Genomic DNA, 15,743 nt, shown 5'->3' on the forward strand with positions numbered 1-15,743 from the left:
CATCATCCTCATACAAGAGATCCGTGCATGAGCCGCGACAGTCGTCACCTGGAATCGATTCTCCATCACGACATCCCCCTTACGCGGGACATGGGCCTCAAGGTGCTCGACTGGCACGACCAGCAACTGCGCCTGCACTTGCCGCTGGAGGCCAACGTCAACCACAAGAGCACCATGTTCGGCGGCAGCCTGTATTGCGGCGCGGTGCTGGCGGGTTGGGGCTGGCTGCATTTGCGATTGCGTGAAGAAGGGGTTAAAGGCGGGCACATCGTGATTCATGAAGGGCATATCAGCTATCCATTGCCGGTGACCATGGACGCGACAGCGATCTGCCAGGCGCCGAGTGCGGCGGTGTGGAAGAAGTTTTTGGCGATGTATGAGCGGTATGGACGGGCGCGGTTGAAGCTGCATTCAAGGATTGTGAATGTGGGGAGTGAGGAAGATGCGGTGACGTTTACCGGGCAGTACGTCCTTCACCGTTGAAGCAAAAGATCGCAGCCTCGTTTCACTCGACAGCTGCTACAAGGGCGCGCTTCTCTGTAGCAGCTGTCGAGTGAAACGAGGCTGCGATCCCTTGATCTTCAGGCCCGCGCCAACGTCAACAACTTCTCCCGCCAAGCAGCCTTCGCCGGCAGCGCCAAAAAAAACTCATTCAACAACGATTCCCGCGCCGGATAACAAAACGGCGCACCGCTCAAATCCAGCACCTCACCGCCAGCCCCTTCCAGCACGCCTTGCGCAGCGGCCGTGTCCCACTGCGAAGTCGGCGCCAACCGCGGATAACAATCCGCCGCCCCTTCCGCCAGCAAACAAAACTTCAACGAACTGCCGATATTGGCCAAGTGCAGCTCACCCAGACTGTCGCTCAACCCGGCCAGCAAGCGCTCCTGCTCAGGACTTGAATGCCGACGACTGGCAACCACGGTAAATGCCTCGCCCGCCGCTGGCACGTCGCGCACCTGAATTGGCAGCGGCGTTGCGCCTTTATCGCCACGCCACGCGCCCAAATCAGCACCACCGACGTAGAAGCGCTCGTTGGTCGGCATCGACACCACGCCAAACACCACTCGCCCCTGCTCGATCAGCGCAATGTTGACGGTAAATTCTTCGCTACCGGAAATGAACTCCTTGGTCCCGTCCAGCGGGTCGACCAACCACCAACGCTGCCACCCGGCGCGCACGCTCTGGGGAATGTTGGCGTCTTCTTCGGACAGCACCGGGATGCTCGGGTCCAGCGCCGTCAGCCCGGCCAGGATCACATGGTGGGCTGCCATGTCGGCGGCCGTCACCGGAGAATCATCGGATTTTGCTGTCACGACGACGTTCGCACGCCAAAACGGCAGAATGGCTTCACCGGCTTTCAGCGCCAGCTCAACAACAGGCGCCATCAACGGATGGGGGAAATTCATGGCTGGAACACTCCACGCTGAGTCAGCAGATCACGGGCCAGATAAAGCGCTGCCAATGCACGGCCCTCAGTGAATCGCGGGTTCTGGGCCAGGGCCGACAACTCACGCAGGTTAATTTTATCCACACCCATTGGCTCGGGCTCATCGCCTTCAAGGCTTTCTTCGTACAGATCGGTGGCCAACACCACCTGGATCTTCTGGCTCATGTAACCGGGCGACAACGACAACTCAGTCAGATGCTCCAGTTGCCGCGCGCCATACCCGGCCTCTTCCTTGAGTTCACGTTCGGCCGCCGCCAGCACGTCTTCACCCGGCTCGATCAAGCCTTTGGGCAAGGAAAGCTCGTATTCATCGGTGCCGCCGCAATACTCTTCGACCAACACCGCGTGGTCTGCATCCAGCATCGCCACGATCATCACCGCGCCATAACCGGCGCCCTTGCCCACCAGTCGTTCATACGTGCGCTCCACGCCATTGGAAAAGCGCAACTTCAGCTCTTCGACGCAGAACAAACGGCTGGTGGCGACGATCTCGCGGGCGAGGATGGTGGGTTTCTGGCGCATGAAAAGCTCCTTGGCGTGAACGCGTTACTATACCCGGCCTATCCTGATTGTTGACCTCGGATATCTTTTTTACCGCTGGAGAAGTTTTTATGTCCCTGCTGCCCTGGCGCGACATCGACACCGTACTGCTAGATATGGACGGTACGCTGCTGGACCTGCACTACGACAACCATTTCTGGATGGAGCACCTGCCCCAGCGTTACGCTGAGTTGCACGGGGTGAGCCGGGCCATGGCCGAGATGGAATTGCAGCCACTGTTCGAGCGCAATGCCGGCCAGTTGCAATGGTATTGCCTGGATTTCTGGAGCGCCGAGCTCAAACTGCCGGTGCGCGAATTGAAACTGGAAACGGCGCACCTGATCGCCTTGCGACCGGACGCAGACACTTTTTTGGCGGCGATCAAACAGGCCGGCAAACGCGTGGTGCTGATCACCAATGCACACCGCGATTCGCTGTCACTGAAGCTGGAAAGAATCGAACTGGCGCCGTACTTCGAGCGGTTGATCAGCTCGCATGATTACGGTTTCGCCAAGGAAAACCCGCAGTTTTGGGATGCCCTGCAGGCGGACATCGGCTTTGATCCGGCGCGCAGTCTGTTTATCGACGACACCTTGCCGATTCTGCGTAGCGCCCGCGACTTCGGGGTTGCGCATCTATTGGCCGTGAGCGAACCGGACAGCCGCAAAGGGCCGAAAGACACCGCTGAATTCGCGGCGGTGGGGGATTATCGAGAATTGATCGAAGGCCTTTAGAACTGTCCGTAAACGAAAAAAGCCGCCGCGCTGACCGCCAAAGGCCAGCACGCCGACGCTACTGGTGGATGCAGAAGGCCATGCTGCCGGAATCGCATCGCCTGTTTCTCGGGACCTACGTCGGCGCTGGTTCGGCTCCGAGCGTACGTGAAGCGATTGAAAACTCAGACTGCGTGATCAGCATCGGCGCTCGATTTACCAACACGAGCACGGGTCTGTTTTCAGTTTCACTCTGCCGACCCTGCTCGGCTCGCTGGTGGCCCAACCGCAACGCCGGCAGATGCTGTTCATCGGCGACGGTTCGATCCAGATGACCGTGCAGGAGCTGTCATCGATTCTGCGTCGTGACCTCAAGCCGATTATTTTCCTGATCAACAACGACGGCTATACCATCGAGCGCCTGATACTCGGCGAGAACTCCAGCTACAACGACGTCAACCGCTGGCGTTACGCCGAGCTGCCGTATGTACTGGACACGCGCAATCGCTCTCGACGGCTGATCGTGCACACCGAAGATCAATTGGAGGCCGCTGTCGAACAGGCAGCGACAGCCAACGAGCTGGTGTTTATCGAAGTGATGATGGAGCGGACGGATGCCCCTGAGTCGCTCAAGCGTTTCGCGAAGATGTTTGCCGATTTCGATTTCGGTCCCAGTCCCAAAGCGACCGAAACGTTGTCCATGGCGGTCTGAGCCAAAGGCATCGGCGGTGGTCACCGCCCATGCCTTCTTGCCTCCAGTGACCTTCAACGGTCTCCCTCTGCATCAGGCGATGGAGCGAACCACGCCACCATCGACACGCATCGCCGCACCGGTGGTTGCACTGGCTTGAAGCGACGCCAGATAGACCACCAGATTCGCCACTTCTTCAGTCGTCGCCAAACGCTTGATCAGCGAGCTTGCGCGATGTTGCGCGATGAAGCTCTTCTCCAACTGCTCAGACGGCACGCCTTGTTCTTCGGCCATCTGCGCGAAGAAACCGCCGACACCTTCAGAGCGCGTTGGCCCCGGCAGTACTGCGTTGACCGTCACACCGGTGCCGGCCAGCGTTTCCGCCAGGCCACGAGAGATTGCCAGCAGCGCGGTTTTGGTGGTGCCGTAATGGACCATTTCAGCCGGAATCTGCAACGCCGATTCACTGGACAGGAACAACACGCGACCCCAGCCACGTTCAGCCATGGCCGGCGCATAGTGACGTGACAGACGCACTGCGCTCATCACGTTGACGTCGAAAAAACGCTGCCAGTCGGCATCGGTAATATCAAAGAAACCCTTGGGCTCGAAGATCCCCAGGTTGTTCACCAGGATGTCGACATTCGAGATTTTGGAGAACAGTTCCTGCGCGCCTTCCACGGTTCCCAGATCGGCTGCAAGACCGATCAGCCGAGCACCCGGCAGTCGGCTCAGAATGTGCTCGATAGCCTTGCGCACCCTCTCCTCGCTACGCCCGTTGATGACCACTTCAGCACCCGCCTCGGCCAGACCGAAAGCAATAGCCAGACCAATACCGGCCGTGGAACCACTGACGATCGCGCGCTTTCCGTGCAACGATATGTTCATGCTTACTTCCTCCGATGGATGATGTAACGACACAAAAGGCGGACTCAAGGTCCGCCGTAATTGATTCGAAAAGCCTGGCGCCTCAACGCGTGATACCGGCATCAGCCGTTGCCAGCGGATAAATCGACTGCCAGCCGCCACCTAGTGATTTATAGAGCCCAACCATGGCCAACGAGACCGTGGTCGAGCTTTCCACCAGTTGTTCCTGATTCGCCAACAAGGCGCTCTGAACCGTCAGCACGTTGAGGAAATCCACCACCCCTTCGACGTACTGGCTTTGCGCAGTTTCCAGCGCAATCCGATTCTGCCGCACCGCTTCGGCCAGTCGGTCACGTCGCAGTTGGCTGGCGTTGTACAAGGTCAGCACATCATCAATTTCATGCCAGGCCCGAAGCACCACCTGTTGGTAATCGAGCGCCGCTTCCTGTTGTTGCGCCTCGCGCAACTTGACCATCCCACGCAAACGTCCACCCTCGAAAATCGGCAGGCTCAACTGTGGGCCGATAGCAAATTGGCGCGAGCCCCAGGATCCGAAATCCGATAGCTGCATCGACTGGAAACCCACGTTGCCGGACAGACGAATGCGCGGATAGAAATCACCCTTGGCCACTCCGATCCCAGCCGTCGCGGCATGCAGACGGGCTTCGGCCTGACGAATATCCGGGCGACGCTCGGCCAGCTCCGACGGCAAGCCAATTGCGAAGTTTTGTGGGGTTTGCGGTACTGGCGCCGGTCGTTCCAGTTCGGCCTGCAAGGCTCTTGGTGGCTCGGCCAACAGCAGGCTCAATGCATTGATCAACTGTGCCTGACGCTGTTCGAGCAACGGTAAGCGAGCTTCGACTGCCGCGACCTGCGCAGCGGCTTCAGCCACATCCAGATTGGTCGCGATGCCATCAGCCAAACGCATCTGCGACAGCTTCAGGCTGTGCCGGGAAACATCCAGGTTCTCGCGAGTGACCGCGAGGGTGCTCTGCACGCCGCGCAGCTGAATGTAATCGCGAGCGGTCTCGGCCAGAGTCGACAGCAGGACCATGCGCCGGTCGTTCTCAGCCACCTCGACCGATGCATCGGCCACTTCCACTTCGCGTTTGACCCGGCCCCACAAGTCTAGCTCCCAGGCAGCGGTGAAATCGCCCTCCCAGAGATTGAAGGCAGACTTGCCGCCCTTGCCCGAAGGGTCACTCAGGCCCTTGCTGCTGTTGCGTGCCCGCTCATAGCCGACACCGGCATCAAGGCTCGGATATTGATCGGCGGCGATGGTCTGGCGCGCCGCTCGACTCTGCTGCAGACGAGCACTGGCGATTTTTATATCGAGGCTGCTGGTGACAGCACGGCGAGCCAGGGCAGACAACTGCGTATCGTGAAAGATGTCCCACCAGCGTTCTTCAACCGGCGAAGCCTCTGGGCGACTGGCGGCAGCCTGGCCTTGCAGCACGGACCACTTTGCGTTGCCTGGCCCCTGAGGCTTCTGAAAGTCCGGACCGACGCTGCAAGCCGAGAGCATCAACACGCTCGACAACAATAATGGCTGAACAGGGAAAGTCCGACTCATCGAAGGGTGACCTCTTTACGTGCGTCGTTTCCCTGCGGGTCCTGCGTCTCGATACTGGCTTCCACCGACATGCCCACACGCAGGCGGTTCGCCAACGGTTGATCGGGATCCAGCGCAATCTTCACCGGTATCCGCTGCACGACTTTGGTGAAGTTGCCCGTCGCATTGTCCGGTTTGACCGAAGCAAAGGTCACCCCGGTCGCCGGCGCAATACTTTCGACCCGACCGGTGAGGCTCTCGCCACTAAAGGTGTCGACGCGAATCTTCACGGGCTGCCCTGGCTGCACATGCGTCAACTGGGTTTCCTGGAAGTTGCCAACCACATAGGCCCGCTCCAGAGGAACAATCGCCATGATCTTCGCGCCTGGATTGACATAGGCCCCGACACGCGCAGCACGTTCACCGACGACACCATCCATCGGTGCCACAAGACGGGTGTAGGACAGATCAAAACGGGCCCGCTCCAAGGATGCCAACGCATGTTTGTGGCCTCCGTCGGCACTGTCGAGCTGGGCCTTGAGGATATCCACCTGTTTGCGCGAAGCGGCCAAGGCAGCGGTCGAATTGGCCAAGCGGGCGCTGGCTTGATCCACCCGGCTGCGGGCCTGCTGAGCATTTTGCACGGTGCCGGCGCCCTGGCCTGCGAGATGGTTGTAGCGCGTCAGTTCGTGCTCCGCGAAAGCTTGCTCAGCCTTGTCGGCAGCCATCATGGCCTGCGCCTGAGCGATCAATGACGACTGGCGTTCCAGCGTAGCTTTCGCGTTTTGAAACTGCGCCTGCGAAACCAGTGACTGTGCCTCGGCCGCCTGGAGCGCAGCCTGGTAGTCACGATCATCGATTACCACCAGCAATTGACCGGCCTTCACCGGCTGGTTGTCCTCCACCAGCACCTGACTGATAAAACCCGAAACCTTCGGCGCCACCAACGTGTAGTCCGCCGTGATAAACGCATCGTTAGTGGTTTGCAGCGAGCCGGAACCAAACAGGCGCGGCGCTGCCAGGTAGATGACCCCGCCAAGAGCAACCAAGGCAACCGTGTACAAGGCAATTTTCTGATTTTTACGCGTAGTCATAACGACTTTCTCTCTGAATGGAACGCTATGCCACCGCACGAGGTGGATAGATCCGGGAAGGCATCAACGGGATCAACAGAATCAAGGCCAGTGCCAGCAGCGCCATGCAGTAGTACAAGTCCGAAGACATCAGTACGACCGCCTGTTCGTGGATGCGATGGGCAAGCCCTGCAGCGTCGCTGTCTGCCAGAGGCGAGTTGCCCAGGTGATCGACCAGCATGGTTGAGTGGAAATGCAGCCGCGCCGTGGTCAGCGCCTCCAGCACGCCGGTAGCAAGGACCGCCGAAAAACCTTTGACGGTGTTGAACCAGGCGGAAGCGAATGGGCCGTCTTGCGGCGCCAGGCCACCGGTAGCGAGCATCAGCAACGGGATCACCGCCATCGGCTGACCAAACACCTGGAACAGCTGCAAGATGTAGAAGTTGTCACGAATCCACTCGGAAGTGATTTGCGTGCCGCCAGCACAGGCCAGCGCCAGCAATCCAAGACCGATTGCCAGCACCCATCGGCAGTCGACCCGACGGATGTTGCACAAGGCCGCCACCATCGGTAACGCCAGCAACTGTGGCAAGGCCACCATCAGCAATACCGGCGCAGTTTGTACCGGGCGATAACCCTGCACCTGAGCCAGGTAGCTGGAAGGGATGATGATCACCGCCAGCAATACGATCAGTACCCCGCCAAGGGTTAGCAACGAGTGCGACAGGTTCAGGTTGGTCAGCATCTGCAATTTGAAGAACGGCAGCGGGTGCGACCATTCATTAATAAAGAACAACACCAACAGCACCAGACCGCCGCCAAGCAGCCAGCAGATCAGCGTGGACTCGAACCAGTCCAGACGATTGCCCTGGGACAGACCGATCACCAGCGCACAAATCGCCGGCAAACCGAGCAACAGGCCACGCCAGTCAAACTGTTTGAAACGCTCAAAGCGCATCGGGTCCTGCGGCAAGCCATATGCAACCGCGACCATCGCCAACAAGCAGGGCGGGACGATCTGCCAGAACGCCCATTGCCAACCGACGTATTCGGTCCACAACGCGGCCAACGGAGTCCCCAGGCTCGGGCCGAAGGTGGCAGTCAACGCATAACTTGCCAGCCCGTAAAGCTTGACGCCGGGCGGGAGGAAACGCAGCGCGACGGTCATCAGCATCGGCGGCAAACTGCCCCCTGCCAGCCCCTGCAAAGTTCGTAACACCATCAGGCTTTCGAGGTTCGGAGCGAACGGGCAGAGAATCCCAAGCACGGTAAACGCACCGATGGCGCTGAGCGTGAAGCGACGCAGGGAGAAGGTGACCGAACACCAGGGCGCAAACGCCATGGCCGAGACTGAGGTGGCAGCGTAAGTGGCGATCAACCAGGTACCTTCATCCGCACCGATATACAGCGCGCCACGAATGTCAGGCATGGCCACTTTGGTGACCATCTCGTTGAGACCGGCCACCAATACGGCAATCAGCACCCCGATCAGCCCAATCACAATACGCAGGCCAAACACTGGCGCAGCGGCCGGTGCGGGTTTCGTCACCTCCAGCGCCGGGGCCATAACAGCAGAGGCTGCGAGCGAACTCACGGGTTCACCCGTCGGCCAGCGCCCCGAAAGATAGAAAACAACACACGGCACATTGAGTCATGACTCCAGGTATAAGGGTTACCTGGATAGTTTATGAAGACGCAATAGTTCCGAAAACTGACATATGGGAAGCTTTAAGCTGCACCCAACGCACGTATCAATCCACAGGCTGCGATAAGCCGGGGTCGTGCTCGGCCCGAAGGGGCTTGCGGCGATCCTGGAAGCGCAAGCTGCTTCAAACCCGTGGCGAGGAGTACTTGGCGCAGCTCTCTTTCAACGTCTGACGCAGCCAGCGATGGGCCGAGTCGTTATCAAAGCGTGGATGCCAGGCCTGCATGACCACCACCGTCTCCAGCGCCATAGGGATACGGAACGAACGCAACGGCAACCCCAGCCGCGAGACGCTCCACAACACATGCTCCGGCAGCGGCAGCAACAGGTCGGAATCGGGCAAGGCGAACATCGCCGAGTGAAAGCTAGGAGTGATCAACGCGACACGCCGCTGCAAGCCCATCCCGGCCAAAGCGGTATCGATCGGCCCGGTTGCACGACCGCGTCGCGACACGCTGACCTGCGCATAGGAGGCGAAACGTTTTGGCGTGATTTCTTCCTGAAAGATTGGGTGATCCACCCGGGCCAGGCCGACAAAGGTCGTGGTGAACAGGCTCTGAACTTTGATTTCCGGCCCAAGATTGCGCGTCGCACTGATATAAAGATCGATCCGCCCTTCGCGCAACGCGTCATCCTCGCCCTCGCCTTCCGGTACGAAGCGCAGCACGGTACGTGGGGCCTTTTTGCGCATGATTTCCAGCAGCTGCGCACCAAAGGCCGCGACAAATACGTCATTCGCCCGCAAGTTGTAGCAGCGTTCCAGCGTCGTCAGATCGACCTCGTCACCCGAAAGGAACACCTGCGCAGCTTGTTCGACCAAGCTGCGCACCTGAGCCCGTAATGCCAGCGCCTTGGGTGTCGGCACCAGGCCACGCCCGGCGCGCACCAGAATCGGGTCACCGACTGCGCTACGTATCCGGGTCAAGGTCCGGCTCATCGCCGCAGGGCTCAAGCTCATGCGCCGGGCGGCACCGACCACACTGCCCTCGTCCAGCAGCGCATCCAGGGCCACCAGCAGATTCATATCTGGAAGATGCACAACAAACACTCCTTGTGAAAATCAATTGATCCTGGCGCAATCCTAGCAGTTTCTGACCAAACACCAATGCGCGCGAAGCCTGCGCCGTATGCAACTATTAAGTGCGCGACGAACCATTTACCTAAACGTACGATTTTCCAAGAATACCTGCTTTCCGTTAACTCCCGGTTGGAACAGACATGCTTCGCTCCTTACTCGCTGCTATTGATGGTTCGCCCCAGAGCCGATCGGTCCTGGACCTGGCCGCACAGTATTCCAAGCTGGATGCCGCTCGACTCTACGTCCTGCTTTCCGTCGACAGTGCGTACACCCTGCCTTCGGAAAATGGGCACATCAAGCCTGCAGATGAGCAGGAATATCCTGCGGCCAGCAGTGAGCTTTATTGGAAAAGCATGGCCATGTGGCGATGATCACCCTCAACCGCCCCGAGGGGCTGAATGCGCTTTCAGCCGGACTGAATGCCGAATTGGCGCGTCTGCTCGATCATCTGGAAACAGATGACGAAACTCACGTAGTGGTAATTACCGGCAATGAAAAGGCCTTCGCCGCCGGTGCCGATATCAAGCTAATGAAGGATTGGAGCTACATGGATGTGTACAAGGCTGACTTCATCACCCTTGACTGGGAACGCCTGAGTACCTTTCGCAAGCCGAGCATCGCTGCGGTTGCTGGCTATGCGCTGGGCGGAGGCTGCGAGCTGGCGATGATGTGCGATTTCATTATCGCAGCGCAAAATGCCCGCTTCGGCCAGCCAGAGATCACCCTCGGTACCATCCCCGGCGCCGGTGGCAGCCAACGACTGGCAAGGTTTGTCGGCAAATCCAAGGCCATGGACATGGTTCTGACCGGGCGCACCATGGATGCCGTCGAAGCCGAACGCTGCGGTCTGGTTAGCCGTTTAGTGCCGACTGCCTCGCTGCTCGACGAGGCACTGAAGATAGCCTCACGCATCGCTGGCTTCTCATCCCCGGTAACACTACTGGCCAAGGAAGCGGTAAACCGCGCCTTCGAAACCAGCCTGGCAGAGGGCGTACGCTTTGAACGCCGGCTGTTCCATTCGACCTTTGCTATCGAAGATCAGAAAGAAGGCATGAACGCGTTCAGTGAAAAACGCCCGCCGCAGTTCAAACATCGCTAAGCAGGCAAGCAGGAATCGGGATTCAGCCAGGCTCGAAAGCCTGGCTGAAAAGCATTACTCAGGAATACGCAATACCTGGCCGGGATAGATCTTGTCCGGGTGCGACAGCAGCGGTTTGTTGGCTTCGAAGATTTTCTGATACTTGTTGGCGTCTTTGTACTCAGCCTTGGCAATCGCGCTGAGGGTGTCGCCTTTTTTCACGGTGACGAAACGCGCCGCCTGAGCGACCGGGCCGGTCACGGTGATCTGGTCGTCAACGCTGCCGATACCGGCAATGTTGCCCACGGCCAGCAGAATCTTCTCTTTCTCTTCCTGGCTGGCGACTTCACCGGTCACTATGACTTTATCGCCATCTACTGTCGCCTGAACATTCGGATTGCCCAGGCCGACCTTGGTGATGTGTTCCTTCAACTGCTCGCTCGCATTGGCATTACCCGGCGTTAACAGGTCAATAAGCTTTTCGCCCGCTTCTTTCACAAAGCTAAAAATACTCATGATGCACTCTCCTTGGGTTTATGAGGTCCAGACGCGAAAGACTAGACCAACAGCAAAGAACGAGGTTGCGATCCGACCAATGACTCAAGTGCTCTGCAAGCGCGTTAGAATCTCGAGCCTGACCGCGCTCTGGAGAGAAGATGGACATCAAGCAACTGAAATTCCTCATCGCCCTCGACGAAACCCGGCATTTCGGCCAGGCCGCCGCGCGTTGTCACATCACCCAACCGACCCTCTCCATGCGCCTGCGCAGCCTCGAAGAAGAACTCGAGTTGCCCCTGGTCAATCGCGGTCAGCGCTTCGAGGGTTTCACCGCACCGGGTGAACGGGTGCTGGCCTGGGCGCGCACCGTGCTGGCAGCCTACGACGGCTTGCAGGCCGAAGCGGCTGCCTGTCGCGGTAATCTGGTCGGTACGTTGCGCCTGGGCGTGGTGCCACTGTCGAGCTTCGATCCGCTGCCACTGATGCAACGCCTGCACGCCGAGCACCCGAATCTGCGCTTCGAACTCTCAGCGCTGAGTTCCGAACAGATCCTCGAACAACTGGCGAACAATCGCCTGGATCTGGGCGTGTCGTACCTGGAGCGACTGGACGGCGAACGCTTCGACTCCCTGGCGTTCAGCGAAACCCGCATGGGTCTGCTCTACGATCAGCGCTTCTTCAGTTTCGGCGAGGCGCCGCTGAGCTGGGAATCGCTGATCGAGCTGCCGCTGGGCATGCTCACCAGCGGCATGCATTTTCGCCAGTCCATCGACCACAACTTCCACAGTCGCGGCCTCACCCCACAACCCTTGTTGCAGACCGATGCCGTCCACCAACTGTTACAAGCGGTATACGGGGGACTCTGCTGCGCCGTGATGCCGCTGGACGGCGGCCTGGAAAAACTGACCGATCATTTGCGCCTGCAACCCATCGAAAATGCCCAGACCCTCGCACGGCTGGGCCTGATCATGCGTCGCAGCGCCCCGCGTTCAGCGCTCGCAGAAGCCTGTTTTGCGATTCTTCAGCAATCGCTGCCGAGCTCTTGATCGACGCCATCTATCAGCAGATCAGTATTAGCGATTAGACGCGACAACTTGACGCGCCTAGGCTTAAAGCTAATCAAACCGTTGGTGATGCCATGAACGCCAAGCGCCCTGCCTGCGCGGCGCCTGCCCTCGAAACGCCAGAGCCCGCTGCCAGCCAGACCTACAGCTACTGCGATCTTCGCCACACCGAAACGCAAAGCGCCGAATCGGCCAGCACGGCGCTAGCCGAGGAAGTTGCGTTGGCGATTGCCTATAACGGCATCAGCCAGGCTGTGATGCTGGTGACGCCGACGGATCTGGAAGACTTCATCGTCGGTTTCAGCCTCGGTAGCGGCATCATCGAAGACGCTTGCGACATTTATGACCTGCAACTCAGCGGCTCGGGGTCGGCGCAGTACGCGCAAGTGACCATCGCCAACCGCGCCTTCTGGAACCTCAAGCAACAACGTCGGCAAATGGCGGGCACCAGCGGTTGCGGGCTTTGCGGTGTCGAAGCGGTGGAACAGGCGTTGCCAGACCTCAAGGTTCTGCCCGGCGCACCCTTGCCGCCCGCCGAATGGCTCGATGGTTTGCGTCAGCGCATCAGTGCGTTCCAGCCGCTGGGCCAGTACTCCGGCGCGGTGCACGCCGCCGTGTTTATGAACAGTCAGGGCCGATTGCTGCTGGGTCGCGAAGACATCGGCCGACACAACGCCCTCGACAAGCTGATCGGCGGGCTGATCCGGCAGAAGATCCCGACGACCGGCGGGCTGGCGATTGTCACCAGCCGTTGCAGCCTCGAATTGATCCAGAAAGTATTGCGCGCAGGCATCCAGACCTTGGTCAGCCTGTCGTCGCCCACGGGCCTTGCCGTGCAATGGGCCCGTCGTCACAACCTCAATCTCATCCACCTGCCGCAGAAAAGTGCACCGCGGGTCTACAGCCCAGCGTTGGAGAATCAAGCGTGAGTCAACATCGTCAAGCCGACCAGAAACCCGTCCCCCGCTACAAGCCCTACAAAGGCCCAGCCGGTGGCTGGGGCGCGCTGATCAGCGTCGCCCAGGCCTGGCTGACCAGCGACAACGCGCTGAAAAACATCCGCATAATGCTCAAGACCAACCAGAACGGCGGCTTCGACTGCCCCGGTTGCGCCTGGGGCGATTCTCCGGAAAAGGGCATGGTGATGTTCTGCGAGAACGGCGCCAAAGCGGTGAACTGGGAAGCAACCAAACGCCGTGTCGACGGTGCGTTTTTCGCGAGGCACAGCGTCAGTTCATTGTTGGAGCAGAGCGACTATTGGCTGGAATATCAGGGCCGCCTGACCGAGCCGATGAGCTACAACGCCGAAACCGATCGCTACCAACCCATCAGCTGGGATGATGCCTTTACCCTGATCGCCAAGCATCTGCGCGGCCTGTCGAGCCCGGATCAGGCCGAGTTCTACACCTCGGGCCGCGCCAGCAACGAAGCGGCGTACCTGTATCAATTGTTCGTGCGCGCCTACGGCACCAACAACTTCCCCGACTGCTCGAACATGTGCCACGAGGCCAGCGGTGTGGCCATGGCGCAAAGTGTCGGTGTTGGTAAGGGCACGGTAACCTTCGACGATTTCGAACACGCTGATGCGATTTTCGTCTGGGGTCAGAACCCTGGCACCAACCACCCACGGATGCTCGAACCGTTGCGCGAAGCGGTGAAACGCGGCGCTCAAGTGGTGTGCGTCAACCCGCTCAAGGAACGCGGCCTGGAACGCTTCCAGCATCCGCAGCACCCGTTCGAAATGCTCACCAACGGCGACAAGCCGACCAACACCGCGTTCTTCCGTCCGGCCCTCGGTGGCGACATGGCGATCCTGCGCGGCATGGCGAAATTCCTGCTGCAATGGGAGCGCGAGGCGCAGAAGACTGGTGCACCCGCGGTGTTCGATCACGACTTCCTCAATGAACACAGCGTCAACGTGCTGGACTATCTTGCCGCCATCGACGATACCCCGTGGGAGCAGATCGTCGAGCAGTCCGGCCTGCCGCTGGTGGAGATCGAGCAAGCGGCGCGCATGTACGCCAAAAGCAAGAACGTCATCATGTGCTGGGCCATGGGCATCACCCAGCATCGCCATTCGGTGTCGACCATCCAGGAAATCGCCAACCTGATGCTGCTGCGCGGCAACATCGGCCGGCCGGGTGCCGGTCTGTGCCCGGTGCGTGGCCACAGTAACGTGCAGGGCGACCGGACCATGGGCATCAACGAACGTCCGCCGGTGGCGTTCCTCGATTCCCTGGAACGCCGCTTCCAGTTCAAGGTGCCACGTAAAAATGGCCACAACGTGGTCGAGGCGATTCATGCCATGGCCGACGGTCGGGCGAAAGTCTTTATCGGGCTGGGCGGCAACTTCGCCCAAGCCACTCCGGACAGCCCACGGACCTTCCAGGCCCTGAGCAACTGCGACCTGACCGTGCAAATCAGCACCAAGCTCAACCGCAGCCATTTGGCTCACGGTAAAGACGCGCTGATCCTGCCGTGCCTGGGCCGCACCGACATCGATATCCAGACCGAAGGCCCGCAAGCGGTGACCGTCGAAGACTCGTTCAGCATGGTTCACGCCTCCAACGGCCAGTTGCAGCCGCTGTCGAACCAGATGCGCTCGGAGCCGTCGATCATTGCCGGCATCGCCGCCGCGACCCTGGGCAGCAAACCGGTGGACTGGAACTGGCTGGTGGCCGATTACGACCGCATCCGCGACCTGATCGCCGAGACCATTCCGGGCTTTCGCGACTTCAACGAGAAGCTCAAGAACCCGGGTGGTTTCCATCTGGGCAACAGCGCCGGCACGCGACGCTGGAACACGCCGTCGGGGCGCGCAAATTTCCGTCCGAACATCCTGCCTAAAGATCTGGTGCACGAACGCACTCGCGCCACCGGCGTATTGCCGGACCTGATCATGCAGTCAATGCGTTCCCACGATCAGTACAACACCACGATTTATGGGCTCGATGACCGCTATCGCGGAGTCAAAGGTCAGCGTGATGTGGTGTTCGTCAATGAAGCCGACATCATTCGCCTGGGGTTCAAGCCGGGGCAAAAGGCTGACATCGTTTCGATCTGGGATGATGGCCGTGAGCGTCGGGTGAAGGGCTTTACGCTGCTGGCATTTGATATTCCTGCCGGGCAAGCGGCGGCTTACTATCCGGAAGTGAATCCGCTGGTGCCGCTGGAAAGCATCGGGGATGGCAGCCATACGCCGACGTCGAAGTTCGTGGCGATCCGGTTGGAAGCGGCGAGTGAGACGGGGTTGATTATGGCCAAGTCGGCTTAACGCGGCAGCAGGCCCGCGAAGGCGTCCGACTTGACAACACCTGTATCGGCACCATTCGAACGCTTTCCAATCGCCCACAAAAAAGGCCGTTTCTGCATGGAAACGGCCTGTCTGAAGTAACTAAAGACCGGCAAAAAACCCTTAAGTTCCGCCCGGAAAA

At 59.6% G+C, this 15,743-nt stretch carries 16 protein-coding genes; 8 read left to right on the forward strand and 8 right to left on the reverse strand.

Features of this window, described 5'->3' with window-relative positions; all coding sequences use genetic code 11:
• The first annotated feature begins 27 nt into the window (after window positions 1-27).
• On the forward strand, window positions 28-483 hold the full coding sequence (locus QK293_RS11345) for a thioesterase domain-containing protein (RefSeq protein ID WP_282377370.1): 456 nt from the start codon (window positions 28-30) through the stop codon (window positions 481-483).
• 98 nt (window positions 484-581) lie between these two features.
• Here the strand turns inward: QK293_RS11345 and cysQ are convergent, their stop codons facing one another.
• Together cysQ and nudE are read right to left on the reverse strand one after the other, a co-directional pair.
• Complete coding sequence (gene cysQ, locus QK293_RS11350) at window positions 582-1,409, reverse strand: 3'(2'),5'-bisphosphate nucleotidase CysQ (RefSeq protein ID WP_282377371.1); 828 nt, start codon at window positions 1,407-1,409, stop codon at window positions 582-584.
• A complete protein-coding gene (gene nudE, locus QK293_RS11355; protein WP_033058385.1) occupies window positions 1,406-1,972 on the reverse strand; it encodes an ADP compounds hydrolase NudE in 567 nt (188 codons plus the stop codon). The genes cysQ and nudE overlap by 4 nt, the downstream gene beginning before the upstream one ends.
• Window positions 1,973-2,061: 89 nt before the next feature.
• Here nudE and yrfG point away from each other — a divergent pair, with 89 nt between their 5' ends.
• Together yrfG and QK293_RS11365 are read left to right on the forward strand one after the other, a co-directional pair.
• Window positions 2,062-2,724, forward strand: coding sequence for a GMP/IMP nucleotidase (gene yrfG, locus QK293_RS11360; protein WP_129439346.1), 663 nt, complete (start codon window positions 2,062-2,064; stop codon window positions 2,722-2,724).
• A gap of 256 nt (window positions 2,725-2,980) precedes the next feature.
• Entirely contained in the window at window positions 2,981-3,415 is a 435-nt protein-coding gene (locus QK293_RS11365; protein WP_282377376.1) for a thiamine pyrophosphate-dependent enzyme, read from the forward strand.
• A gap of 72 nt (window positions 3,416-3,487) precedes the next feature.
• Here QK293_RS11365 and QK293_RS11370 read toward each other — a convergent pair whose 3' ends face one another.
• The 5 genes from QK293_RS11370 to QK293_RS11390 form a co-directional block, all read right to left on the reverse strand.
• Window positions 3,488-4,282 carry an SDR family oxidoreductase gene (locus QK293_RS11370; RefSeq protein ID WP_282377377.1) on the reverse strand — a complete coding sequence of 265 codons (795 nt, stop codon included), beginning with the start codon at window positions 4,280-4,282 and terminating at the stop codon, window positions 3,488-3,490.
• Window positions 4,283-4,364: 82 nt separating this feature from the next.
• Complete coding sequence (locus tag QK293_RS11375) at window positions 4,365-5,834, reverse strand: efflux transporter outer membrane subunit (protein ID WP_282377378.1); 1,470 nt, start codon at window positions 5,832-5,834, stop codon at window positions 4,365-4,367.
• Window positions 5,831-6,907: an HlyD family secretion protein gene (locus QK293_RS11380; RefSeq protein ID WP_282377379.1), complete on the reverse strand. Its 1,077-nt coding sequence runs from the start codon at window positions 6,905-6,907 to the stop codon at window positions 5,831-5,833. The genes QK293_RS11375 and QK293_RS11380 overlap by 4 nt, the downstream gene beginning before the upstream one ends.
• Window positions 6,908-6,932: 25 nt before the next feature.
• A complete protein-coding gene (locus QK293_RS11385) occupies window positions 6,933-8,453 on the reverse strand; it encodes an MFS transporter (protein ID WP_282377452.1) in 1,521 nt (506 codons plus the stop codon).
• 262 nt (window positions 8,454-8,715) lie between these two features.
• Complete coding sequence (locus QK293_RS11390; RefSeq protein WP_129439381.1) at window positions 8,716-9,630, reverse strand: LysR family transcriptional regulator; 915 nt, start codon at window positions 9,628-9,630, stop codon at window positions 8,716-8,718.
• A gap of 179 nt (window positions 9,631-9,809) precedes the next feature.
• Here QK293_RS11390 and QK293_RS11395 point away from each other — a divergent pair, with 179 nt between their 5' ends.
• Together QK293_RS11395 and QK293_RS11400 are read left to right on the forward strand one after the other, a co-directional pair.
• A complete protein-coding gene (locus QK293_RS11395; RefSeq protein ID WP_282377380.1) occupies window positions 9,810-10,040 on the forward strand; it encodes a universal stress protein in 231 nt (76 codons plus the stop codon).
• A complete protein-coding gene (locus QK293_RS11400) occupies window positions 10,037-10,768 on the forward strand; it encodes an enoyl-CoA hydratase (protein ID WP_282377382.1) in 732 nt (243 codons plus the stop codon). The genes QK293_RS11395 and QK293_RS11400 overlap by 4 nt, the downstream gene beginning before the upstream one ends.
• 54 nt (window positions 10,769-10,822) lie before the next feature.
• Here QK293_RS11400 and lysM read toward each other — a convergent pair whose 3' ends face one another.
• Window positions 10,823-11,263, reverse strand: a complete 441-nt coding sequence (gene lysM / locus QK293_RS11405) for a peptidoglycan-binding protein LysM (RefSeq protein ID WP_282377383.1) — start codon at window positions 11,261-11,263, stop codon at window positions 10,823-10,825.
• Between the two features lie 140 nt (window positions 11,264-11,403).
• Between lysM and QK293_RS11410 the strand changes: the two genes are divergently transcribed.
• From QK293_RS11410 to QK293_RS11420, 3 genes are all read left to right on the forward strand, one after another.
• Window positions 11,404-12,291, forward strand: a complete 888-nt coding sequence (locus tag QK293_RS11410; protein ID WP_282377385.1) for a LysR substrate-binding domain-containing protein — start codon at window positions 11,404-11,406, stop codon at window positions 12,289-12,291.
• A 92-nt stretch (window positions 12,292-12,383) separates the two neighbouring features.
• Window positions 12,384-13,238 (forward strand): formate dehydrogenase accessory sulfurtransferase FdhD, encoded by an 855-nt coding sequence (fdhD, locus tag QK293_RS11415; protein WP_282377386.1) that lies wholly within the window; start codon window positions 12,384-12,386, stop codon window positions 13,236-13,238.
• Window positions 13,235-15,583: an FdhF/YdeP family oxidoreductase gene (locus QK293_RS11420; RefSeq protein WP_282377387.1), complete on the forward strand. Its 2,349-nt coding sequence runs from the start codon at window positions 13,235-13,237 to the stop codon at window positions 15,581-15,583. The genes fdhD and QK293_RS11420 overlap by 4 nt, the downstream gene beginning before the upstream one ends.
• Window positions 15,584-15,743: the final 160 nt, after the last annotated feature.

It is taken from the genome of Pseudomonas sp. AL03, from assembly GCF_029960815.1.
Lineage (GTDB): Bacteria > Pseudomonadota > Gammaproteobacteria > Pseudomonadales > Pseudomonadaceae > Aquipseudomonas.

Coding starts and splice junctions, on each gene's coding strand:
- QK293_RS11400 (WP_282377382.1), top strand. CDS start 10,037: ATGATCACCCTCAACCGCCCCGAGGGGCTGAATGCGCTTTCAGCCGGA.
- QK293_RS11395 (WP_282377380.1), top strand. CDS start 9,810: ATGCTTCGCTCCTTACTCGCTGCTATTGATGGTTCGCCCCAGAGCCGA.
- QK293_RS11380 (WP_282377379.1), bottom strand. CDS start 6,907: ATGACTACGCGTAAAAATCAGAAAATTGCCTTGTACACGGTTGCCTTG.
- nudE (WP_033058385.1), bottom strand. CDS start 1,972: ATGCGCCAGAAACCCACCATCCTCGCCCGCGAGATCGTCGCCACCAGC.
- cysQ (WP_282377371.1), bottom strand. CDS start 1,409: ATGAATTTCCCCCATCCGTTGATGGCGCCTGTTGTTGAGCTGGCGCTG.
- QK293_RS11385 (WP_282377452.1), bottom strand. CDS start 8,453: ATGGCCCCGGCGCTGGAGGTGACGAAACCCGCACCGGCCGCTGCGCCA.
- lysM (WP_282377383.1), bottom strand. CDS start 11,263: ATGAGTATTTTTAGCTTTGTGAAAGAAGCGGGCGAAAAGCTTATTGAC.
- QK293_RS11345 (WP_282377370.1), top strand. CDS start 28: ATGAGCCGCGACAGTCGTCACCTGGAATCGATTCTCCATCACGACATC.
- QK293_RS11410 (WP_282377385.1), top strand. CDS start 11,404: ATGGACATCAAGCAACTGAAATTCCTCATCGCCCTCGACGAAACCCGG.
- QK293_RS11375 (WP_282377378.1), bottom strand. CDS start 5,834: ATGAGTCGGACTTTCCCTGTTCAGCCATTATTGTTGTCGAGCGTGTTG.
- fdhD (WP_282377386.1), top strand. CDS start 12,384: ATGAACGCCAAGCGCCCTGCCTGCGCGGCGCCTGCCCTCGAAACGCCA.
- yrfG (WP_129439346.1), top strand. CDS start 2,062: ATGTCCCTGCTGCCCTGGCGCGACATCGACACCGTACTGCTAGATATG.
- QK293_RS11370 (WP_282377377.1), bottom strand. CDS start 4,282: ATGAACATATCGTTGCACGGAAAGCGCGCGATCGTCAGTGGTTCCACG.